General features: G+C 68.1%; 17 protein-coding genes and 1 tRNA gene. 12 read left to right on the forward strand and 6 right to left on the reverse strand.

Features of this window, described 5'->3' with window-relative positions; all coding sequences use genetic code 11:
• Positions 1-11 precede the first annotated feature (11 nt).
• The 4 genes from FG99_RS16410 (at position 12) to FG99_RS16425 (ending at position 4,851) form a co-directional block, all read left to right on the forward strand.
• A tRNA-Met gene (locus FG99_RS16410) sits at positions 12-88 on the forward strand.
• A 164-nt stretch (positions 89-252) separates the two neighbouring features.
• Positions 253-2,886 (forward strand): bifunctional lysylphosphatidylglycerol flippase/synthetase MprF, encoded by a 2,634-nt coding sequence (gene mprF, locus FG99_RS16415; RefSeq protein WP_043271126.1) that lies wholly within the window; start codon positions 253-255, stop codon positions 2,884-2,886.
• A gap of 1 nt (position 2,887) precedes the next feature.
• The gene (locus FG99_RS16420) at positions 2,888-4,168 is read left to right on the forward strand and encodes a virulence factor family protein (RefSeq protein ID WP_043271128.1); all 1,281 of its coding nucleotides are present in this window, start codon (positions 2,888-2,890) and stop codon (positions 4,166-4,168) included.
• A 119-nt stretch (positions 4,169-4,287) separates the two neighbouring features.
• A complete protein-coding gene (locus FG99_RS16425) occupies positions 4,288-4,851 on the forward strand; it encodes a cytochrome b (protein ID WP_043271130.1) in 564 nt (187 codons plus the stop codon).
• A gap of 249 nt (positions 4,852-5,100) precedes the next feature.
• On the opposite strand, the gene FG99_RS16430 is transcribed toward FG99_RS16425, so the two are convergent.
• Positions 5,101-7,005 carry a potassium transporter Kup gene (locus FG99_RS16430; protein WP_043271132.1) on the reverse strand — a complete coding sequence of 635 codons (1,905 nt, stop codon included), beginning with the start codon at positions 7,003-7,005 and terminating at the stop codon, positions 5,101-5,103.
• A gap of 250 nt (positions 7,006-7,255) precedes the next feature.
• Between FG99_RS16430 and rimO the strand changes: the two genes are divergently transcribed.
• From rimO to tsaA, 3 genes are all read left to right on the forward strand, one after another.
• Positions 7,256-8,578: a 30S ribosomal protein S12 methylthiotransferase RimO gene (rimO, locus tag FG99_RS16435; RefSeq protein WP_043271134.1), complete on the forward strand. Its 1,323-nt coding sequence runs from the start codon at positions 7,256-7,258 to the stop codon at positions 8,576-8,578.
• Positions 8,579-8,631: 53 nt separating this feature from the next.
• A complete protein-coding gene (locus FG99_RS16440) occupies positions 8,632-9,093 on the forward strand; it encodes a YehS family protein (RefSeq protein ID WP_043271136.1) in 462 nt (153 codons plus the stop codon).
• A gap of 379 nt (positions 9,094-9,472) precedes the next feature.
• Positions 9,473-10,180, forward strand: a complete 708-nt coding sequence (tsaA, locus tag FG99_RS16445; protein ID WP_043271138.1) for a tRNA (N6-threonylcarbamoyladenosine(37)-N6)-methyltransferase TrmO — start codon at positions 9,473-9,475, stop codon at positions 10,178-10,180.
• 242 nt (positions 10,181-10,422) lie between these two features.
• Here the strand turns inward: tsaA and fpr are convergent, their stop codons facing one another.
• Positions 10,423-11,199 carry a ferredoxin-NADP reductase gene (gene fpr, locus FG99_RS16450; protein WP_009616858.1) on the reverse strand — a complete coding sequence of 259 codons (777 nt, stop codon included), beginning with the start codon at positions 11,197-11,199 and terminating at the stop codon, positions 10,423-10,425.
• A gap of 233 nt (positions 11,200-11,432) precedes the next feature.
• Between fpr and FG99_RS16455 the strand changes: the two genes are divergently transcribed.
• On the forward strand, positions 11,433-12,359 hold the full coding sequence (locus tag FG99_RS16455) for a LysR family transcriptional regulator (RefSeq protein ID WP_043271140.1): 927 nt from the start codon (positions 11,433-11,435) through the stop codon (positions 12,357-12,359).
• Positions 12,360-12,673: 314 nt separating this feature from the next.
• Here the strand turns inward: FG99_RS16455 and FG99_RS16460 are convergent, their stop codons facing one another.
• Together FG99_RS16460 and erdR are read right to left on the reverse strand one after the other, a co-directional pair.
• The gene (locus FG99_RS16460; protein ID WP_009616854.1) at positions 12,674-13,045 is read right to left on the reverse strand and encodes a diacylglycerol kinase; all 372 of its coding nucleotides are present in this window, start codon (positions 13,043-13,045) and stop codon (positions 12,674-12,676) included.
• A gap of 82 nt (positions 13,046-13,127) precedes the next feature.
• The gene (gene erdR / locus FG99_RS16465) at positions 13,128-13,778 is read right to left on the reverse strand and encodes a response regulator transcription factor ErdR (RefSeq protein WP_009616852.1); all 651 of its coding nucleotides are present in this window, start codon (positions 13,776-13,778) and stop codon (positions 13,128-13,130) included.
• Between the two features lie 226 nt (positions 13,779-14,004).
• Here erdR and FG99_RS16470 point away from each other — a divergent pair, with 226 nt between their 5' ends.
• Positions 14,005-14,886 (forward strand): DMT family transporter, encoded by an 882-nt coding sequence (locus FG99_RS16470; RefSeq protein ID WP_009616850.1) that lies wholly within the window; start codon positions 14,005-14,007, stop codon positions 14,884-14,886.
• 3 nt (positions 14,887-14,889) lie between these two features.
• Here the strand turns inward: FG99_RS16470 and FG99_RS16475 are convergent, their stop codons facing one another.
• Entirely contained in the window at positions 14,890-15,630 is a 741-nt protein-coding gene (locus FG99_RS16475; protein WP_043271142.1) for a tRNA-uridine aminocarboxypropyltransferase, read from the reverse strand.
• Positions 15,631-15,797: 167 nt separating this feature from the next.
• Between FG99_RS16475 and FG99_RS16480 the strand changes: the two genes are divergently transcribed.
• On the forward strand, positions 15,798-16,205 hold the full coding sequence (locus FG99_RS16480; RefSeq protein WP_043271144.1) for a quorum-sensing-regulated virulence factor family protein: 408 nt from the start codon (positions 15,798-15,800) through the stop codon (positions 16,203-16,205).
• Between the two features lie 10 nt (positions 16,206-16,215).
• Entirely contained in the window at positions 16,216-16,437 is a 222-nt protein-coding gene (locus tag FG99_RS16485) for a DUF3820 family protein (protein ID WP_009616847.1), read from the forward strand.
• Between the two features lie 14 nt (positions 16,438-16,451).
• On the opposite strand, the gene FG99_RS16490 is transcribed toward FG99_RS16485, so the two are convergent.
• Complete coding sequence (locus FG99_RS16490; RefSeq protein ID WP_043271146.1) at positions 16,452-18,857, reverse strand: phosphoketolase family protein; 2,406 nt, start codon at positions 18,855-18,857, stop codon at positions 16,452-16,454.
• 128 nt (positions 18,858-18,985) lie between these two features.
• Here FG99_RS16490 and FG99_RS16495 point away from each other — a divergent pair, with 128 nt between their 5' ends.
• Positions 18,986-20,407, forward strand: a complete 1,422-nt coding sequence (locus FG99_RS16495) for an MBL fold metallo-hydrolase RNA specificity domain-containing protein (protein ID WP_043271148.1) — start codon at positions 18,986-18,988, stop codon at positions 20,405-20,407.
• Positions 20,408-20,446 lie beyond the last annotated feature (39 nt).

Here is a 20,446-nt window from a genome sequence, read left to right on the forward strand (position 1 = left end):
AGAATGGCCGGCGCGGGATGGAGCAGTCTGGTAGCTCGTCGGGCTCATAACCCGAAGGTCGTTGGTTCAAATCCAGCTCCCGCAACCAACATAGAAAAAAGCCACTCTGCGGAGTGGCTTTTTTCGTTACAGCGGAAAAAGACCGAGCCTGATCCAGGCCGCGGCCCCCATAATTGCAGTCATTTGTTCCCATGGACTTGGGAATTCGCGCGGGTGCCCCCACCTGTCGCGCAACAGCCATTGAGGTGCCCGATGCGCGTCGACTCCACCGCGCCTGAGACTCCGGAAACTGCCAGCGCTCCTTCCCGCTCCCGCCTGTTCGAGCGGCTCGGCGCCCATCGCCAGGCCATCGGCGTCGGCGTCACCCTGTTGCTGTTCGCCCTGGCGCTGGTGGCCTGCTACCACCTGCTGCGCGACATCGACCCCTATTCCCTGCACGACGCCCTGCTGGACATCCCCGGCAACGCCCTGCTCGGCGCCCTGGCCGCCACCGTGGCCGGCTTCGTCTGCCTGCTCGGCTACGAATGGTCGGCCACCCGCTTCGCCGGGGTGAAGCTGCCGCTGCCGACGCTGCTCACCGGCGGCTTCAGCGCCTTCGCCATCGGCAATGCGGTGGGCCTGTCGATGCTCTCCGGCGGCTCGGTGCGTTACCGCCTGTATGCCCGCGCCGGGCTGAACGCCATGGAAGTGGCGCGCATGACGCTGTTCGCCAGCCTGTCCCTGGGCTGCGCGCTGCCGGTGCTGGCGGCCATGGCGGCGCTCAGCGACCTGCCCGACGCGGCCCTGGCGCTACGCCTGCCGCAGTGGCTGGTGGCGGCCCTGGCGGTAGCGATCCTGGCCTTCTGCGTGCTGCTGGTGATCGGCATGGAGCGGCGCCGCGAGCCGGAACAGCCGTCGCCGGACAGCCAGCTGATCCGCATCGGCCGCCGCTCGGTGCGCCTGCCGGGCCTGCGCCTGTCGCTGCTGCAGCTGCTGATCACCGCGCTGGACGTGGCCGCCGCCGCCACCGTGCTCTACCTGCTGCTGCCCGAGGCGCCGCCGTTCGGCGCCTTCCTGCTGGTCTACATGATCGCCCTGGCCGCCGGCGTGCTCAGCCACGTGCCCGGTGGCGTCGGGGTGTTCGAGGCGATCCTGCTGGCGGCCTTCTCCGGGCAGATCGGCGCCGCTCCGCTGGCCGCCGCGCTGCTGATGTACCGCCTGATCTACGTGGTGCTGCCGCTGCTGCTGGCCTGCCTGCTGCTGCTGGTGGTCGAGGCGCGGCGCATGCTCCTGGCGCGCCAGGCGATGCGCGTGGCCTCCGGCCTGGCCGCGCCGGTGCTGGCGGTGCTGGTGTTCATTTCCGGCATCGTCCTGCTGTTCTCCGGCGCCACCCCGTCCATCGACACCCGCCTGGAGGAGCTGGACTTCCTGGTCCCGCACCGCCTGGTGGACGCCTCGCACTTCGCCGCCAGCCTGATCGGCGTGCTCTGCCTGCTGCTGGCCCAGGGCCTGCGCCGGCGCCTGTCGGCGGCCTGGGCGATCACCCTGGTGCTGCTGCTCAGCGGCGCGGTGCTGTCGCTGCTCAAGGGCGTGGACTGGGAGGAAGCGTCGATCCTCGGCGTCACCGCCTTGCTCCTGGCGATCTTCCGCCGCTCCTTCTACCGCCGCAGCCGGCTGATGGAAGTGCCCTTCTCACCGCTGTACCTGGCCGCCGCCGGCTGCGTGCTGGCCAGCTCCATCTGGCTGTTCCTGTTCGCCTACCAGGACGTGCCCTACAGCCACGAGCTGTGGTGGCAGTTCGCCCTCGACGCCGACGCCCCGCGCGGCCTGCGCGCCCTGCTGGGCAGTTGCCTGCTGCTGGCCGCGGTGGGCCTGACCTGGCTGCTGCGCACCTCGCCGCCAGCGATCCACGAGCCGAGCGCCGAGGAACTGGACCGCGCCGCCGCCATCCTCGCCCGCTCCGAGCAGCCCGACGGCGGCCTGGCGCTCTCCGGCGACAAGGCCCTGCTGTTCCACCCCAGCCAGGACGCCTTCCTCATGTACGCCCGCCGCGGCCGCAGCCTGGTGGCGCTGTACGACCCTATCGGCCCGACCCAGGCCCGCGCCGAGCTGATCTGGCAGTTCCGCGACCTCTGCGACCTGCACCACGCGCGCCCGGTGTTCTACCAGGTGCGCGCGGAGAACCTGCCGTTCTACATGGACATCGGCCTGACCGCCCTCAAGCTCGGCGAGGAAGCGCGCGTGGACCTGCAGCGCTTCGACCTGGAAGCCAAGGGCAAGGACATGAAGGACCTGCGCTACACCTGGAACCGCGGCCAGCGCGACGGCCTGGCCATCGAGTTCCACGAAGCCGGGCAGGCGCCGCTGGACGAGCTGCGGGCGATTTCCGACGCCTGGCTGGGCGGCAAGGCCACCCGCGAGAAAGGCTTCTCCCTGGGCCGCTTCACTCCCGAATACCTGCGCTACTTCCGCGTCGCCGTGGTACGCCACCAGGGCCGCGCGGTGGCCTTCGTCAACCTGCTGGAAACCGCCAGCCACGGGCTGGCCAGCCTGGACCTGATGCGCGTGGTGCCGGACGCGCCGAAGATGACCATGGAATTCCTCATGCTCGGCCTGATCCTGCACTACAAGGAACACGGCTACGCCCGCTTCAGCCTCGGCATGGTGCCGCTCTCGGGGCTGCAGCCGCGCCGCGGCGCGCCGCTGGCCCAGCGCCTGGGCGCGCTGGTGTTCCACCGCGGCGAACAGTTCTACAACTTCCAGGGGCTGCGTCGCTTCAAGGACAAGTTCCAGCCCGACTGGGAACCCCGCTACCTGGCCGTGCCCGCCGGACTGGATCCGCTGGTGGCGCTGGCCGATACCGCCGCCCTGATCGCGGGCGGCCTGTCCGGACTGGTGAAACGCTGATATGTCGAAACGTCGCTGGCGCCTGTTGGCCATCGTCCTGCTGCTGATAGTCGTCGCTGCTGCCGCAGCCGTGGCGCTGTGGTTCCACCCGCTGTCCCAGGCGCGCCTGGAGCACGGCAAGCTGCCCGACGGTAGCCCGGTGAGCCTGGCCATTCCCGCCCGCCACCCAACTGCCACCGTGCTGCTGGCGGTGCCCCAGGACAACAAGCTGGACGACGCCCAGCTGCTGGCCCTGGCCCACGACAACGGCGCCCGGGTGGTGCAGTTCCTCTTCCCGGACAACGATTGCGTGGCCCAGCAGCACCGCGTGCAGGCCGCACTGAACCTGCTCGACGCCCAGCCCACCCTGGTCGCCGGCGTGCACCAGGGCGGCGCCTGGGCCTGGCGCTGGCTGGCCGGGCAGAACAGCGACAAGGCCAAGGCCCTGTCGGTCGGCTTCGCCCTCGACAAGCCCGACTGCGCCGCGCCCAAGCTGCCGCAGAGCGCCCCCCACGGCCACTGGACCGCGGCCTGGAACGACAACCCGGACGACGGGACCGCGCGCTTCGCCCGCAGCCAGCAGAACGCCGAGACCGTCATCGCCAACTACTACGACAGCCTGCCGGTGGTCCTCGACGACCAGCTCAAGCGCCTGATCCAGGGCAGCGGCGACGACTTCCCGGTGGTCGAGGTGCCGGCCGCCAAGCCGTCGCCCACCGTCACCCTGTTCTATTCCGGCGACGGCGGCTGGCGCGACCTGGACCGCGACGTCGCCGGGCAGATGGCCGAGCTGGGCTACCCGGTGGTGGGCATCGACGCGCTGCGCTACTTCTGGGAGCACAAGAGCCCCGAGCAGAGCGCCGCCGACCTCGCCCTGCTGATGCAGCACTACCGCGAGAAATGGGGCGCCACCCACTTCGTGCTGGCCGGCTATTCCTTCGGCGCCGACGTGCTGCCGGCCATCTACAATCGCCTGCCCGAGGCCGACAAGCAGCAGGTCAGCGCCGTGCTGCTGCTGGCCCTGGCGCGCAGCGGCAGCTTCGAGATCGAAGTGCAGGGCTGGCTGGGCAAGGCCGGCCAGGAAGCCGCCACCGGCCCGGAACTGGCGCGCATGCCCGGGCCCAAGGTGCTCTGCGTGTACGGCATCGACGAGAAGGACGAGAGCGGCTGCACCCAGCCCCAGGCCATCGGCGAGAACCTCGAACTGCCCGGCGGCCATCACTTCGACGAGAACTACCCGGCCCTGGCCAAGCGCCTGGTCAACGCCATTCGCGCGCGCCAGGTGCCGCCGAACGAGTCCTGAGCCGAAGGCTGGCTTACACTTCAGGCATTGGCTGCGTCTTCAGCCTGGCTTCAGGCTGCGGACGCAAGCTGCCCCGACCCGCCGCCACGAGCGGGACAGCCTGAAGAGAAGGAGTTTCCATGAGCCAGCCCCCCTACCCGCGCCGCTACGGCAGCCTGTCCATCGCCCTGCACTGGCTGATGCTGGTGCTGATCGCCGGCGTCTACACCTGCATCGAACTCAAGGGCAACTACCCCAAGGGCAGCGACACCCGCGCCCTGCTCAGCCAGTGGCACTTCATGCTCGGCCTGAGCGTGTTCTGCCTGGTCTGGCTGCGCCTGATCGGCCGTTTCATCTACCCCACCCCGCCGATCGTGCCCGCCCCGCCGGCCTGGCAGATGCTGCTGGCCAAGACCGTGCACGTGGCGCTCTACGCGATGATGATCGGCCTGCCGCTGGCCGGCTGGACCATCCTCAGCGCCGCCGGCAAGCCGATCCCCTTCTGGGGCCTGCAACTGCCGCCGCTGGTGGCGGAGAACCCGGACCTGGCCAAGCAGGTCAAGGCCGTGCACGAGACCGTCGGCAACATCGGCTACTTCCTGATCGGCCTGCACGCCATCGCCGCGCTGTTCCATCACTTCATCAGCCGCGACAACACCCTGGTGCGCATGCTGCCCGGCGCCGGCGAGGCGCGGCCGGAGTAACCGCGCCATCCCGCACCTGCGCGCGAATCGCGGACGGAGTCCCGTAGGATGGGTTGAGCCTGCGAAACCCATGCGGTTGCGCTGATGGGTATCGCTTCGCTCAACACCATCCTACGAAAAGCCATGCTCGCTCATGCGGCAGCAGCGGACTCCGTCCGCGATCGGCCGATCCCATGCACGGTCGATTGGCGAGGCCCCAGAACGAAAAAGCGCGCCCGAAGGCGCGCTTTGTCTTCCCGATAAAGCCGGTCAGATCTCCACCTGCGTCCCCAGCTCGATCACCCGGTTCAACGGCAGGTTGAAGTAGCGCAGGTTGCCGTTGGCGTTCTTCAGCAGGAAGGCGAACAGCCCCTCGCGCCAGCGCGCCATGCCGATGCGCCGGGACGGGATGACCGTCTCGCGGCTGAGGAAGTAGGTGGTGCGCATGGGGCTGAAGTCCAGCTCGTTGAGGTGGCAGTACTTCAGCGCCGCCGGGATGTCCGGGTCCTCCATGAAGCCGAAGTGCAGCAGCACGCGGAAGAAGCCCTCGCCATAGGCGTCCACCTCGAAGCGGCGGTCGGTGGCGACCCGCGGGCTGTCTTCGTTGACCACCGTGAGCAGCACCACCTGCTCGTGCAGCACCTGGTTGTGCAGCAGGTTGTGCAACAGCGCGTGGGGCACGGCGTCGGAGCGCGCGGTGAGGAACACGGCGGTGCCCTGCACCCGGTGCGGCGGCTGCGAGCGGATGCTGGCGATGAACAGCGGCAGCGGCAGCGAGCCTTCGTCCAGGCGCTCCACCAGCAACTGGCGGCCGCGCTTCCAGGTGGTCATCAGGATGAACAGGGCAATACCGGCCACCACCGGGAAGGCGCCGCCCTGCACCACCTTCGGCAGGTTGGCCGAGAAGAACAGCACGTCCACCAGCAGCATCATGCAGAAGAACGGAATGGCCAGCCACAGCGGCCACTTCCAGTGCAGCCAGAGCACCACGCCCATCAGCAGGGTGGTCACCAGCATGGTCCCGGTCACCGCCACGCCGTAGGCCGAGGCCAGCGCCGCGGAGGACTCGAAGCCCAGCACCAGCAGCACCACGCCGACCATCAGCGCCCAGTTCACCCCGGCGATGTAGATCTGCCCCTGCTCCTGGCTGGAGGTGTGCTGCACGAACATGCGCGGCACGAAGCCCAGCTGGATGGCCTGGCGGGTCAGCGAGAAGGCCCCGGAAATCACCGCCTGGGAGGCGATCACCGTGGCCACGGTGGACAGCGCCACCATCGGCAGCAGCGCCCAGGACGGCGCCAGCAGGTAGAAGGGGTTGCGCGCGGCTTCCGGGTTGTAGAGGATCATCGCGCCCTGGCCGAAGTAGTTCAGCACCAGGCCCGGCAGCACCAGGGCGAACCAGGCGCGGGAAATCGGCTTGCGGCCGAAGTGGCCCATGTCCGCGTACAGCGCCTCGGCGCCGGTCAGCGCCAGCACGGTGGCGCCGAGGATGGCCACGCCGATGCCCGGGTGGACGATGAAGAAGTTCGCCGCCCAGTACGGGTTCATCGCGTTCAGCACCACCGGGTGCTGGTAGATGCCGTACAGGCCGAGCGCGCCCAGCACCACGAACCAGATCACCATCACCGGGCCGAACAGGATGCCTATGCGCGCCGTGCCATGGCGCTGGATGAGGAACAGGCCGACCAGCACGACCAGCGCCAGCGGCACCACCCAGTGCTCCAGGCCGTCGAAGGCGATCTCCAGGCCCTCGATCGCCGAGAGCACCGAGATCGCCGGGGTGATCATGCTGTCGCCATAGAACAGCGAGGCGCCGAACAGGCCCAGCACCACCAGCACCGAGCTCAGCCGCGGATAGTCGTGGGCGGCGCGGCGCGCCAGCGCGGTCAGCGCCATCACCCCGCCCTCGCCCTGGTTGTCGGCGCGCAGGACGAAGATCACGTACTTGATCGAGACCACCCAGACCAGCGACCAGAAGATCAGCGAGAGGATGCCGAGGATGGCGTCGTGCCCCACCTGCACGCCGTAGCCGCCGACGAAGACTTCCTTGAGCGTGTACAGCGGGCTGGTGCCGATGTCGCCGTAGCAGACGCCCACTGCGGCCACCATCATGCCCAGGGCGGAGCTTGAATGGTTTTCCTGCTGCTCCGCGGTTCCAGCGCTGGCGTTGGACATGTAACAAAATTCCTCTAGGAAAAATTCGGCGCATCCTGCGCCGACGGGCCCCGCGATGCAAGAGCCACGAAAACCTGATCTGAGTGACTATAGAAGGTGTTTGCCGCCCTTACCCTGTGTCTGCCGGCGCTTTCGCCGGCCGCTGCGGCAGCTTGTCTCACGGAGGCTGGTCAAGCGCGCGGGCTGCCGCTAGAATTGCGCACTTTTTGATCAGAGGCGCCGCCAGCGCGCCCTTAGAGGTTAGCCGCCCATGTCCACCGCAACGCCCAAAGTCGGTTTCGTCAGCCTCGGTTGCCCCAAGGCAACGGTCGACTCCGAACGCATCCTCACCCAGCTGCGCATGGAGGGCTACGAGATCGTGCCCACCTACGAGGACGCCGACGTCGTTGTGGTGAACACCTGCGGCTTCATCGACAGCGCCAAGGCCGAATCCCTGGACGCCATCGGCGAAGCCATCGCCGAGAACGGCAAGGTCATCGTCACCGGCTGCATGGGCGTGGCCGAGGACAGCATCCGCGACGTGCACCCCAGTGTGCTGGCCGTCACCGGTCCGCAGCAGTACGAACAGGTGGTCAGCGCCGTGCACGAGGTGGTGCCGCCCAAGGCCGAGCACAACCCGCTGATCGACCTGGTGCCACCGCAGGGCATCAAGCTCACCCCGCGCCACTACGCCTACCTGAAGATTTCCGAGGGCTGCAACCACAGCTGCAGCTTCTGCATCATCCCGTCGATGCGCGGCAAGCTGGTCAGCCGCCCGGTGGGCGACGTGCTCAGCGAGGCCCAGCGCCTGGTCAAGGCCGGCGTCAAGGAACTGCTGGTGATCTCCCAGGACACCAGCGCCTACGGCGTGGACCTGAAGTACAAGCTGGACTTCTGGGACGGCCAGCCGGTGAAGACGCGCATGCTGGAGCTGTGCGAAGCGCTGTCGAGCATGGGCGTGTGGGTGCGCCTGCACTACGTCTACCCCTACCCCAACGTCGACGACGTCATCCCGCTGATGGCCCAGGGCAAGCTGCTGCCCTACCTGGACATCCCCTTCCAGCACGCCAGCCCGAAAGTGCTCAAGTCCATGAAGCGCCCGGCCTTCGAGGACAAGACCCTGGCGCGCATCAAGAAGTGGCGCGAGCTCTGCCCCGAGCTGACCATCCGCTCGACCTTCATCGTCGGCTTCCCCGGCGAGACCGAGGAAGACTTCCAGTACCTGCTCGACTGGCTGACCGAAGCCCAGCTCGACCGCGTCGGCTGCTTCCAGTACTCCCCGGTGGAAGGCGCCCCGGCCAACGACCTGGGCCTGGAGTCGGTGCCCGATGACGTCAAGCAGGAGCGCTGGGAGCGCTTCATGGAGCACCAGCAGGCGATTTCCGCCGCGCGCCTGCAACTGAAGGTGGGCAAGGAAATCGAAGTGCTGATCGACGAAGTGGACGCCGAAGGCGCGGTGGGCCGTTCCTGGGCCGACGCCCCGGAGATCGACGGCGCCGTCTACATCGATACCTTCGACGTGAAGCCGGGCGACAAGGTGCGCGTGCGCATCACCGACGCCGACGAGTACGATCTCTGGGCCGAGCTGGCCTGAGTCGCCGAAAGCCCCGCCTTGCGGGGCTTTTTCTTTCAACCGGGACACTACCGATGCTCAACAACGACATCCTGCGCAGCCTGCGCTACAGCCTCGACATCGCCGACCGCGAGGTCGCCGCCATCGCCGGCCTGGCCGGATTGGCGCTGGACGAGGCCGAAGTCGCCGCGCTGCTGGCCCGCGAGGACGAACCCGGTTACCGGGAGTGCCCGGACGAAGTGCTGGCGCGCTTTCTCGACGGCCTGATCATCCACCGCCGCGGCCGCGACGACAGCCGGCCGCTGCCGCCGCTGGAACTGCCGCTGACCAACAATCTGGTGTTGAAGAAGTTGCGGGTGGCCTTCGAACTGCGCGACCACGACCTGCTGGCGATCCTCGACGACGCCGGGCTGGTGATGACCAAGGGGGAACTCAACGCGCTGTTCCGCGCCCCCGGCCACAGTAACTACCGTCCCTGTGGCGACCAGTTGCTGCGCAATTTCCTCAAGGGCCTGGTCCGGCGCGACAGGCGCTGAGCCGCGGGCGGCCATGCCCTGGATCTGGCTGCCCACGCACTTGTCTTGCGCCGAGGTGCCCTTCGTAGGATGGGTTGAGCTTGCGAAACCCATGCGGTGGCGCTGATGGGTATCGCTTCGCTCAACACCATCCTACGAAAAGCCGTGCTTCCTGGAACGTGACTTTGTCCGCGATTGGATTCATCGGCCACGCCGGAGGCCCCGGTGGCACGAACGGCTCCCTCTCCCTCCGGGAGAGGACTGGGGTGAGGAGCGAAACCAGACCTGGACACCTTCTACGGCTGGCTGTTGCTGCGCAGGCGCCGGCGATGACGCAAGCGGCGGGGTTTGCAGTGCCGATCGGGTAACATGGCGGCCCCTGCTCCATGCGCGTGCCGCCATGTCCTACTCCGTCTTCCCCATCGGCCATATCCGTTCCTGCTTCAAGGAGAAGTTCGCCATCCCGCGCCAGCCGCAGCTGGCCCCGGCGGCGCGCGGCGTGCTGGAGCTGCTGCCGCCGTTCGACGGCGGCGAGGCGGTGGAGGGCCTGGAGCAGGTCAGCCACGTCTGGCTGCTGTTCCTCTTCCACCAGGCCCTGGAAGACAAGCCGCGGCTCAAGGTGCGCCCGCCGCGCCTGGGCGGCAACCGCTCCCTGGGCGTATTCGCCACCCGCGCCACGCACCGGCCCAACGGCATCGGCCAGTCGGTGGTGCGCCTGGAGAAGGTCGAGCCCGGGCGCCTGTGGTTGTCCGGCATCGACCTGCTGGACGGCACCCCGGTGCTCGACATCAAGCCCTACGTGCCCTATGCCGACGCCGTGGCCGACGCGCGCAACGCCATCGCCGAGGCGCCGCCGGCGCCGATCCCGGTGCAGTGGAGCGACACCGCCCTGGCCCAGGCCCGGGAGCAGGCCCTGCGCCTGGGCGAGCCGGTGGTCGAGCTGGTCGAACAGTGCCTGGCCCAGGACCCGCGCCCGGCCTACCAGCAACCCACCCCGGAACGCCGCTACGGCGCGCGGCTGTGGGACCTGGACGTGCATTGGCATTACCCCGAGGCGGGGGTGATCCGGGTACTGGATGTGCAACCCGCCCCCTCTAATCGCGGATAAATTTGTACGGCGCGCCGAGGCGCTTTTCGTAGGATGGGTTGAGCTTGCGATACCCATCGGACCGTGGTGATGGGTATCGCTTCGCTCAACCCATCCTACGCCAGCGTTTCGCCACCTCACCTTGTAGGAGCGCGCCCTGCGCGCGATTCGCGGGCAGGGCCCGCTCCTACGCACGGCATTTCCCCATGTCCGCCATGAACGAAAAAGCCCGCCGGGTGGCGGGCTCTTTCAGCGGGCTGCGCTTATTTCTCGACGAAGGCGCGCTCGATCAGGTAGTCGCCCGGCTCGCCCATGCGCGGGGAGATCTGCAGGCCGAAGCCGTTCAGCACTTCGCTGGTCTCGTCCAGCATGCTCGGGCTGCCGCAGATCATGGCGCGGTCGTCCTGCGGGTTCATCGGCGGCAGGCCGATGTCGGCGAACAGCTTGCCGCTGCGCATCAGGTCGGTCTGGCGGCCCATGTTGCGGAACTCTTCACGGGTGACCAGGGGGTAGTAGATCAGCTTCTCTTTCACCATGTCGCCAAAGTACTCGTGCTCCGGCAGGACCTTGGTGATGAAGTCGGCGTAGGCCAGCTCGCTGACCCAGCGCACGCCGTGGACCAGGATGACCTTGTCGAACTTCTCGTAGACTTCCGGGTCCTGGATGACGCTCAGGAACGGCGCCATGCCGGTACCGGTGCTCAGCAGGTACAGGTGTTTGCCGGGCTTGAGGTCGTCCAGCACCAGGGTGCCGGTGGGCTTGCGGCTGACCATCAGCTCGTCGCCTTCCTTCAGGTGCTGCAGGCGCGAGGTCAGCGGGCCGTCCGGGACCTTGATGCTGAAGAACTCCAGGTGCTCCTCGTAGTTCGGGCTGGCGATGGAGTAGGCGCGCATCAGCGGGCGGCCGTTGACCTCCAGGCCGATCATCACGAACTGGCCGGTCTTGAAGCGCAGGCCCGGATTACGGGTGGTCTTGAAGCTGAAGAGGGTGTCGTTCCAGTGGTGCACGCTGAGAACGCGCTCGGTGTACAGGTTGCTCATCAAGGACTCCTAGAGATTCGTGGCGCACCCCAGCAGATCCCGGACGTAGCGCGATTGCGCGACATTTTATAGGGGGCGAGAATATCCGCAAAATAAATTATCTGGATATTGCTAATCCAAAACGCAGATAAGGGACGCCTGGCGGCCAGCGCGCGCCAGCTTACGCCCCCTGCCGCCCCGCCTGGGGCGACCGAATGTCGCGCCCCTCGCCCGCCACGGAGCCACCCGAACCGATGAAATTCACCCTGCGCCAGATGGAAGTCTTCGTCGCCGTGGCCCAGCAGGAAAGCGTGTCGCGCGCCGCCGAGGCGCTGTCGATGTCGCAGTCGGCCACCAGCACGGCCCTGGGCGAGCTGGAGCGGCAGTTCGACTGCAAGCTGTTCGACCGCGCCGGCAAGCGCCTGACCTTGAACGCCCTGGGCCGCCAGTTGCTGCCCCAGGCGGTGGCGCTGCTGGACCGCGGCAGCGAGATCGAGACGCTGCTCAACGGCAAGAGCGCCTTCGGCTCCCTGGACCTGGGCGCCACCCTGACCATCGGCAACTACCTGGCCACCCTGCTGATCGGCACCTTCATGCAGCGCCAGCCGGACTGCCGGGTGCGCCTGCACGTGCACAACACCGCCCACGTGGTGCAGCGCATCGCCCACTACGAGCTGGACCTGGGCCTGATCGAGGGCGACTGCCAGCACCCGGACATCGAGGTGCAGCCGTGGATGGAGGACGAGCTGGTGGTGTTCTGCGCGCCGCAGCACCCGCTGGCCAACGCCGGGCCCGTGGACCTGCATCGGCTCAGCAGCGAGGCCTGGATTCTCCGCGAGCAGGGTTCGGGCACCCGCCTGACCTTCGACCAGGCCATGCGCCATCACATCGAGCCGCTGAACATCCGCCTGGAGCTGGAGCACACCGAGGCGATCAAGCGCGCCGTGGAGTCGGGCCTGGGCATCGGCTGCATCTCGCGCCTGGCCCTGCGCGACGCCTTCCGCCGCGGCAGCCTGGTGCCGGTGGACACCCCGCAGCTGGACCTGCGCCGGCAGTTCTACTTCATCTGGCACCGGCAGAAGTACCAGACCGCGACCATGCGCGAATTCCTCGACCTGTGCCGCAGCGAGACGGCGGGCATCAGCCGCAGCGACGAGATCGTGCTGCCGATGATTCCCTGAGGCGGTCTTGTCGACCACGCCGGGACGCTCTTCGTAGGATGGGTTGAGCCTGCGAAACCCATGCTGCCGTGGTGATGGGTATCGCTTCGCTCAACCCATCCTACGACGGCATTTCTCCGCACTTTGTAGAGCGTAGGGCGGATAACGTTCGACGTTATCCGCCGTTTGGCCTTGGCTTCAGGCGCGCTCCGGGTTTGGCCACGAAGTGCCTGTTTCAGGGCACTCCGGGCTCGACCAAGGAGCCGGGCACGAGGTCGGTGTAGCGGCGTATGACCGCGAACGGTCATACGCCCTACGCGCCTGCTCCCATGGGCTCAGCCCAGCAGGATCACCGCCCAGGTCACGGTGATGATGCTCAGCGCGACGAACTGCGCGGCGCTGCCCATGTCCTTGGCGTTCTTCGACAGCGGGTGGCGCTCCAGGGAGACGCGGTCGACCACCGCTTCCACCGCCGAGTTGAGCAGCTCGACGATCAGCGCCAGCAGGCACACGGCGATCATCAGCGCGCGCTCGCCGCGGCTGACGTCGCAGAAGAACGCCAGCGGGACGAGGATGACGTTGATCAGCACCAGTTGGCGGAAGGCCGCCTCGCCACGGAAGGCGGCGACGAAACCGGCCATGGAATAGCCGGCGGCGTTGAGGATGCGCTTCAGGCCGGTCTGGCCCTTGAAGGGGGAAGAAGTCACGAAGGGCTCTCTGCGAAAAAAGACGCGGCACTCTAAACCAGGTGCCGTAGGAAAGTGTGAAACCGAGGTCACGGGCGGCCGATCAGGCGCCCGGAACCGTTTCCATCTGTTGCAGCAACAGCGCCGCCTGGGTGCGGGTGCGCACGTTGAGCTTGCGGAAGATCGCCGTGACGTGGGCTTTGACGGTGGCCTCGGAAACGCTCAGTTCGAAGGCGATCTGCTTGTTCAGCAGGCCCTCGCAGACCATGGTCAGCACGCGGAACTGCTGCGGCGTCAGGCTCGCCAGGCCGGCGCTGGCGGCGCGCACTTCCTCGCTCAGCTCGGTCACCGCGTCGGCCTGCGGCGGCCACCAGACGTCGCCGTCGAGCACCGCGCGCACCGCCTGCTGCAGGGTGGCCATCTCGCTGGACTTGGGGATGAAGCCGCTGGCGCCGAACTCGCGGGAGCGCTGCACCACGGCGGCGTCCTCCTGGGCCGAGATCATCACCACCGGGATCTGCGGGTACTGCCCGCGCAGCAGCACCAGGCCGGAAAAGCCGTAGGCGCCGGGCATGTTCAGGTCCAGCAGGACCAGGTCCCAGTCGGCCTTCTCGTTGAGCCTGGCTTCCAGCTCGGCGATGCTCGCCGCCTCCACCAGTTTCGCTTCGGGGCCCAGGCCCAAGGTGAGGGCCTGGTGCAGGGCACTGCGGAACAGCGGATGATCGTCAGCGATCAGGATTTCATAGGAAGCCATGTAAGTTCCTTGATGGCCAGGCTCGATCCCGGCCGCGGATAACGGCGGGGCCAGCATGGGAAAGGTCGTGACCTGATTGGCGCATTGTACGCAAATGCATCGGCCGATGCCTGCCGAGAATGCAGATGCGGGCGACTCCCGGCGCACCCGCTGACGGAATGGACAGCTTTTCAAAGTCCCCGGCTTGCGGCAGAGTTGCGCTCTTTTTTTGCCTGCCGAGAACACCATGAAGAGCCATGCCCTGCGCGCCGATATCCTGATGCTGGTCACCGCCATGATCTGGGGCGTGTCCTTCGTCGCGCAGCGCCTGGGGATGGATGCCATCGGACCCTTCCTCTATACCGGCCTGCGCTTCGCCCTCGGCGCGCTGATGCTGCTGCCGCTGCTGGCCTGGTCGGCCAGGCGCGGGGCCCAGCCGTTCAACCGCGGCCTGCTGCTGGCGGGCCTGGCCATCGGCACCGCGCTGACCCTGGGCATCAACCTGCAGCAGGTCGGCCTGCTGTTCACCAGCGTGACCAACTCCGGCTTCATCACCGGCCTGTACGTGATCATCGTGCCGCTGCTGGGCCTGCTGCTGGGCCACCGCACCGGCACGGGCACCTGGCTCGGCGCGGCGCTGGCGGTGGTGGGCATGGCCATGCTGAGCATCGGCCCGGGCTTCAAGGTGGCCTCCGGCGACTGGCTGCAACTGACCGGCGCGCTGGTGTGGGGCTGCCACGTGTTGCTGGTGGGCCTGTTCGCCAGCCGCTACGACGCCATCCGCCTGGCCTTCCTGCAGTTCGTCACCTGCTCGGTGGTGAGCATGGCGCTGGCGCTGGTGTTCGAGGAAATCCACTGGGACGCCATCGTCCAGGCCGGCCCGGCGCTGCTCTACGGCGGCCTGCTCGGCGTCGGCACCGGCTTCACCCTGCAGGTGATCGCGCAGAAGCACGCCATCGCCTCCCACGCTGCGATCATCCTCTCGCTGGAAGCGGTATTCGCCGCCATCGCCGGGGCGATCTTCCTCGACGAGAGCCTGCACGCGCGCGGTTACTTCGGCTGCGCGCTGATGCTCGCCGGCATGCTGGTGGCCCAGCTGTGGCCGCAGAAGAAGGCCGCGGCGGCCTGAACCCTAGAGCGCGGTGTAGGGCCGCAGGGCCTGGTGCGCCGGGCTCTGCTCGTCCAGACCGCGCTGGTGCTTGGCGCCCAGGTAGCGCTCGCTGAACACGTCCAGGTAGGCATCCAGCGCATCCCCCGCGCGCTGGTCGCCAGACAGGCCCAGGCACAGCGCCGCCACTTCCGCGGTGCACAGGTGCTCGTCGAACTTGGAGCGGCGCAGGCGGTAGCGCGACAACGCGTCCGGGGTGATGCTCAGCACCGGGAAGCGGTCCAGGTAGGGGCTCTTGCGGAACATCTTGCGCGCCTCGTTCCAGGTGGCGTCCAGCAGGATGAACAGCGGGCGCTTGCCGGGCTGCGGCGCGACCTTCTCCACCACCCGCTCGGCGGCGACGAACTCCCCCGGAAACACCACGTAGGGCTGCCACTGCGGATCGTCCAGCAGCGCCAGCAGGGCCGGGTCGACCTCGATCCGCGACCAGCCGAAGGCCCAGGTGTCCGGCACCGTCTCGGCGATCAGCCAGCCGGTGTTGCTCGGCTTCAGCGGCTCGGTGTCGAACATCACCAGGCACATGCCGGCGTTGGCCTGCACCTGCGGCTGCCAGGCGCACATGCAGTAGTCCGGGCGCAGGCGGCAGCCGGCGCAGCGCGGCGAACGCGAGCCGCGGGCCACGAAGGGCTTCACGCAACGGGCCAGGCGCTCGGCGCGCAGGCGGGCGACGGCATGGTTCTTGGTGGCGGGATGGACGGGCGACATCGGTGGCTCGGGTGGGCAGTCTCGGCGGGCGGCGATTGTAACAGAGCCCCTGCGCGCCAAGGCCGCTCGGCAGCCGGGCGGTTTTCAGGGACAATGGGGGATTTGCGGCGCCGGCGAACCGTGCCGGCGTCGCGCGGTCGAATACGCACCCGTTTCAGGAGAAGCCCATGCTGCGCCTAACCGCCCTCGCCCTCTGCCTCGTCCTGCCCGCGGCCCACGCCGCGTCGCTCAAGGACTTCGAACTGGCCAAGACACTGGAGAAAGTCGCCAAGGAAAGCAGCGAAGGCACTCCGCGCGCGATCAACGAGGACATCCTCGACCAGGGCTATACCGTCGAGGGCAACCAGTTGATCAACCACCTCAGCGTGCGCGCCAGCCACGCCGCGAAGATGCGCGCCAACCCCGAGAGCGTGCGCAGCCAACTGGGCGACAGCGTGTGCAGCAACACCGGCTACCGCCAGTTGCTGGCCCAGGGCGCGGTGCTCACCTACGACTTCACCGAGTACCACAGCAACGCCCCGGTGGCCGTCGAGCGCTTCGATGCCGGCAGCTGCCGCATCAAGCTGCAGAAGTGAAGCCGGCGCCATGCTGGAGTCGGAAAAGCTCAACCTGCTGAAGATCGCCCGCACGCCGATGCCTTTCGGCAAGTACCAGGGGCGCATGCTGGTGGACCTGCCGGAAGAGTACCTGCTGTGGTTCCAGCGCAATGACAGCTTTCCCAAGGGCGAGCTGGGCCGCCTGATGCAGATAGTGCTGGAGCTGAAGGTCGAGGGCCTGGATTCCCTGGTCAAGCCGCTGAAGCGCTGAGGCGCCTCAGCGTTTCAGCGCAGGACCCGCGGGTCCCCCTTGCCGGCCAGCGCCGCGACCTCCTCGGCGGTCAGCAGCGCGCTGCGCGGTACTTCCAGCAGGCGCGCGCAGGCTGCCAGCACATCGCCCCAGCAGGCCCGGTTGGCGAACAGCATGCCGGGCTCGTCGAGGGTCCCGCCGCGGTTGCGGTAGCCCAGCACCGAGCTGCGCAGCGCATCCGGCAGGATCGGCCAGAGATGCCCGCGCGCCACTTCCGGGCGCATGTGGGTGAGCAGCACGCGGCGCCCGTAGGCGTCCGGGAACAGTTGCTCGATCAGCGTCTCGTCGGCCACCGCCGCCAGTTCCCAGTTGTCCCTCGGCGCGCGGAAGCGCCCGGGCTCCTGCAGGTAGACCAGGCGGTACGGGTAGCCGGCCTCGGCCAGGCGCTCCACGGCGCGGCGCATCTCGCCGAGCTGGTAGCTGCCGTTGGCGATCAGCAGCAGCGGATCGCTGCCGGGATGTTCTTCCACCACGATGGCGCCATCGCGCGCCAGTTGTTCCGCCTGGGCCCGGTCGAACAGGTTCGGCCGCTCGCGCTTGGGCGCTACTACGCAGGCGAGCTGCCCACGGCTGCGGTAGATCTGCGGCAGCAGCGCCAGCAGGCTGTTGTGGTCGGCGGGGAACAGCACCCGCACCATGTCGCTCATCTCGCCCAGCAGGCTTTCGCAGAAGGTGGTGTCCTGGTGCGATTGCTGGTTCTTGCCGTTCTCCCAGGTGTGCGAGGTGGCCACCAGCGGCCAGCCGAGCCAGCCGGCCGGGCGCCCGGCCTCCTTCTGCAGGCGGGCGAAGATCAGCGTCTGGCGCACCGCGCCGAGCATCTTCACGCAGAACGCCTCGTAGCTGGCCACCAGGTTGAGCCCGCCCTGGTTGGCCAGGCAGGCGGAGACCACGGCCTCCTCGTTGAGCGCGGTGATGACCCGCCCGTCGATGGCCTCCAGCACGTTCTCCGGCTGGCAGACGCGGTGCTTCAGCGCCTTGAGCACGCCGCCCAGGCGGTTGCTGGCCAGCTCGTCGGGGTTGCCGACGCGGGCCCGCAGGTCCGGGTTCGCCGCGCACAGCTCGCTGAAGAAGCGGTCCAGCGCCAGCATCGGCGAACACTGGTCGTTGCGGTAGTGCAGCTCCGGCAGGCTGGGCTCGATGGGCCGCCGCACCGCCAGCGGGTTGTCACGCTCCAGCAGGCGCCCCTGGCGGCTCGCGGTGAACAGCGCGCAGGCGGCGTCCAGCTCCGCTTCCGGCACCCACAGCCGCGCCGCATGCTGGTTGAACAGCTCACGGGCGTTCGCGTCGTCGTGGGGGTTGCCCGGCAGAGGCAGATTGTGCGCGGCGTTGCTGCCGGCGCCGTAGAAGCCGAAGCCCTTGACCGTCTCGGCGATGCCGTAGGGAATCGGCAGCGGGTACTGCAGGATGCCGCTGTTCTTCTCGTGCACGCGATGCGCCAGGCGCTGCTCCATCTCCCACAGGGCGCAGACGAAGGCGGCCGGGTCGCGGCCGTCGAAACTCAGCGGGTCGAAGCCACAGCCGCTCAGGTGGTGCTTGAAGCCCTCCAGACCCTCGCGGGTGCCCAGTTGGGTGCGCTGCTCGATGCGCCGGCCATTGGCGATCATCACCGGCAGGGCCACGCCGCAGTCCTCGGCGCGCCACCAGCGGGGCATCCAGTCGCTGCCGCGCTGCTCCTCGGCGGCGCCGTCGGAGAGGAAGGCCACCAGGGTCTCGCCGGGCAGCGGCAGGTGCGCGTACTGCAGTTCGGCGAAGCCCAGGTAGCCGCCTTCGGCGATGCCGCCGGCGGTATGCGGGTTGACGTGGCTGCCCAGGGGCGCGGCAACGCTGCCGTCCGGCGCCTGGGCGTAGCTGTAGAAATCCTGCACCAGGCGCTCCAGGCCGGCGGCGTCGATGCTGTAGCGCCGCGCCTGCTCGGGGTGCAGGTTGGCGGTCAGCACGTTGAGCGCCTCGATGGCCGCCACGCAGTGCCCCTGCCCCATCAGCCAGCCGCGGGTGGTGCCGGTCAGGGCATTGAGCGCCAGGTAGCCGGCGTAGGCCGGCACCATGTTCAGGGCGCCGCCGGTGTGGCCCTCGGGGCTGGCCTTGAAGTCCTCGGCCTGCAGCGGCGTACCATCCAGGTGCACACGGCGCGCGTAGGTCATGTGCACCACCAGCCAGAGCCCGGCGCAGGTCAGCCGGTCCAGCGCGCGGAACATCCGGTAGACGCTCGCCAGGTCCGGCTGCAGGCCGGCCTGGACCAATTGATGAGCCACGCGGAAGACCGCAGCCTGGGTCAGCGCGCTATGCTCAAGCGGACCGTATCCGCTCAGCCATTCGGCGAATGCCGGCTGCTCCGCCGCGTGCGCGGCCAGTTCGTCCGGACTGGGCAGTATCTGCGACATGCTCGACGTTCTCCCTGGGGCTATGGGGGAAGTCTAGGTCGCCGGATGGGAGGGGCGCTGACCTGTATCAACGCCATTTCGTTCCAGCTACGCGAGTCTGAAATACCGAATCCTGCTAAGGAGGCCCCATGGCCCTACTCACCTTCATCGGCGCAGCCCAGGAAGTCACCGGCTCCTGCTACCTGCTGGAAACCCGGGACGGCGCGCGCGTGCTGCTCGAGTGCGGCATGCGCCAGGGCCGCAGCAACGGCAAGAGCACCCGCGACAACGAGGCCGGCAACCGCACGCCCTTCCCCTTCGACCCGAAGAGCCTGAACGCGGTGGTCATCTCCCATGCCCACATCGACCACAGCGGGCTGCTGCCGCGCCTGGCGAAGGAAGGCTACAAGGGGCCGATCTATGCCACCGAGTCCTGCTGCGAGCTGCTGGAACTGATGCTGATGGATTCGGCCAACATCCAGGAAAAGGACGCCGAGTGGGAGAGCAAGTGGCGAGCCCGCCTGAACAAGCCGCCGGTCACCCCGATCTACACCGTGGAAGACACCGAGAAAGCCCTGAAGCTGCGCCGCAGCGTCAGCTACGGCAGCACCGTGGAAGTGGCGCCCGGCATCCGCGTGACCTTCCACAACGCCGGGCACATCCTCGGCTCGGCCATCGTCGAGATCGAGATCCACGAGCAGGGCCTGACGCGCCGCCTGGTGTTCTCCGGCGACCTGGGCAACACCTGCTCGCCGCTGATGCGCACGCCGACGCCACTGAGCCGCGCCGACGTGGTGCTGCTGGAATCCACCTACGGCGACCGCGACCACCGCGACAACAACGAGACGCTGCTGGAACTGGCGGACATCCTCGAACAGGCGCAGAAGGACGGCGGCAACGTGCTGATCCCCGCCTTCGCCGTCGGCCGCACCCAGGACCTGCTGTTCTACCTCGGGCGCTTCTACCAGGAAGGCCGCCTGCCGCAGCAGATGGTCTTTCTCGACAGCCCCATGGCCGCGCGGGCCAACGATATCTACCTGCGCCACTCCGGCGAGTTCTCCGACAGCGACCGCGAATACATCCGCGGCACCGGCACCGTGAAGCTGTCCGAATGGCTGCCGCTGCTGCGCACCACGCAGACGCCGGAAGACTCCATGGCGATCAACCGCATCAAGAGCGGCGCCATCATCATCGCCGGCAGCGGCATGTGCACCGGCGGGCGCATCGTTCACCACTTCAAGCACAACCTCTGGCGCGAGGAATGCCACATCGTCTTCCCCGGCTTCCAGGCCAAGGGCACCCTGGGCCGCGCCATCGTCGACGGCGCCGAGAGCGTGCGCGTGCTACGCCAGCGCATCGCCGTGCGGGCGAAGGTCCACACCCTCGGCGGCTTCTCCGCCCATGCCGGACAATCGCAATTGATTCAGTGGGTTGGCCACTTCGAGAACAAACCCGAGCTATACCTGATACATGGCGAGCGGGAAAAGATGGATGCCCTGCAGGCCGCACTGCTCGAACGCCTCGACTGGAAAGCCAACATTCCCGAACAGGGGGACCGTATCGCAATCTGAAACAGGGTCATCGCCGACTGTCATCGGCGGCATGTCAGA

The organism is Pseudomonas sp. AAC (assembly GCF_000725445.1).
In the GTDB taxonomy this organism is placed as follows: Bacteria; Pseudomonadota; Gammaproteobacteria; order Pseudomonadales; family Pseudomonadaceae; genus Pseudomonas; species Pseudomonas citronellolis.

What these genes read in the sequence shown, in the direction of transcription:
- FG99_RS16440 (WP_043271136.1), top strand. Translation starts at nt 8,632, where the DNA reads ATGCTCAACAACGACATCCTGCGCAGCCTGCGCTACAGCCTCGACATC.
- rimO (WP_043271134.1), top strand. Translation starts at nt 7,256, where the DNA reads ATGTCCACCGCAACGCCCAAAGTCGGTTTCGTCAGCCTCGGTTGCCCC.
- FG99_RS16430 (WP_043271132.1), bottom strand. Translation starts at nt 7,005, where the DNA reads ATGTCCAACGCCAGCGCTGGAACCGCGGAGCAGCAGGAAAACCATTCA.
- tsaA (WP_043271138.1), top strand. Translation starts at nt 9,473, where the DNA reads ATGTCCTACTCCGTCTTCCCCATCGGCCATATCCGTTCCTGCTTCAAG.
- mprF (WP_043271126.1), top strand. Translation starts at nt 253, where the DNA reads ATGCGCGTCGACTCCACCGCGCCTGAGACTCCGGAAACTGCCAGCGCT.
- FG99_RS16470 (WP_009616850.1), top strand. Translation starts at nt 14,005, where the DNA reads ATGAAGAGCCATGCCCTGCGCGCCGATATCCTGATGCTGGTCACCGCC.
- FG99_RS16420 (WP_043271128.1), top strand. Translation starts at nt 2,888, where the DNA reads ATGTCGAAACGTCGCTGGCGCCTGTTGGCCATCGTCCTGCTGCTGATA.
- FG99_RS16490 (WP_043271146.1), bottom strand. Translation starts at nt 18,857, where the DNA reads ATGTCGCAGATACTGCCCAGTCCGGACGAACTGGCCGCGCACGCGGCG.
- FG99_RS16485 (WP_009616847.1), top strand. Translation starts at nt 16,216, where the DNA reads ATGCTGGAGTCGGAAAAGCTCAACCTGCTGAAGATCGCCCGCACGCCG.
- FG99_RS16480 (WP_043271144.1), top strand. Translation starts at nt 15,798, where the DNA reads ATGCTGCGCCTAACCGCCCTCGCCCTCTGCCTCGTCCTGCCCGCGGCC.
- FG99_RS16475 (WP_043271142.1), bottom strand. Translation starts at nt 15,630, where the DNA reads ATGTCGCCCGTCCATCCCGCCACCAAGAACCATGCCGTCGCCCGCCTG.
- FG99_RS16455 (WP_043271140.1), top strand. Translation starts at nt 11,433, where the DNA reads ATGAAATTCACCCTGCGCCAGATGGAAGTCTTCGTCGCCGTGGCCCAG.
- erdR (WP_009616852.1), bottom strand. Translation starts at nt 13,778, where the DNA reads ATGGCTTCCTATGAAATCCTGATCGCTGACGATCATCCGCTGTTCCGC.
- FG99_RS16425 (WP_043271130.1), top strand. Translation starts at nt 4,288, where the DNA reads ATGAGCCAGCCCCCCTACCCGCGCCGCTACGGCAGCCTGTCCATCGCC.
- fpr (WP_009616858.1), bottom strand. Translation starts at nt 11,199, where the DNA reads ATGAGCAACCTGTACACCGAGCGCGTTCTCAGCGTGCACCACTGGAAC.
- FG99_RS16495 (WP_043271148.1), top strand. Translation starts at nt 18,986, where the DNA reads ATGGCCCTACTCACCTTCATCGGCGCAGCCCAGGAAGTCACCGGCTCC.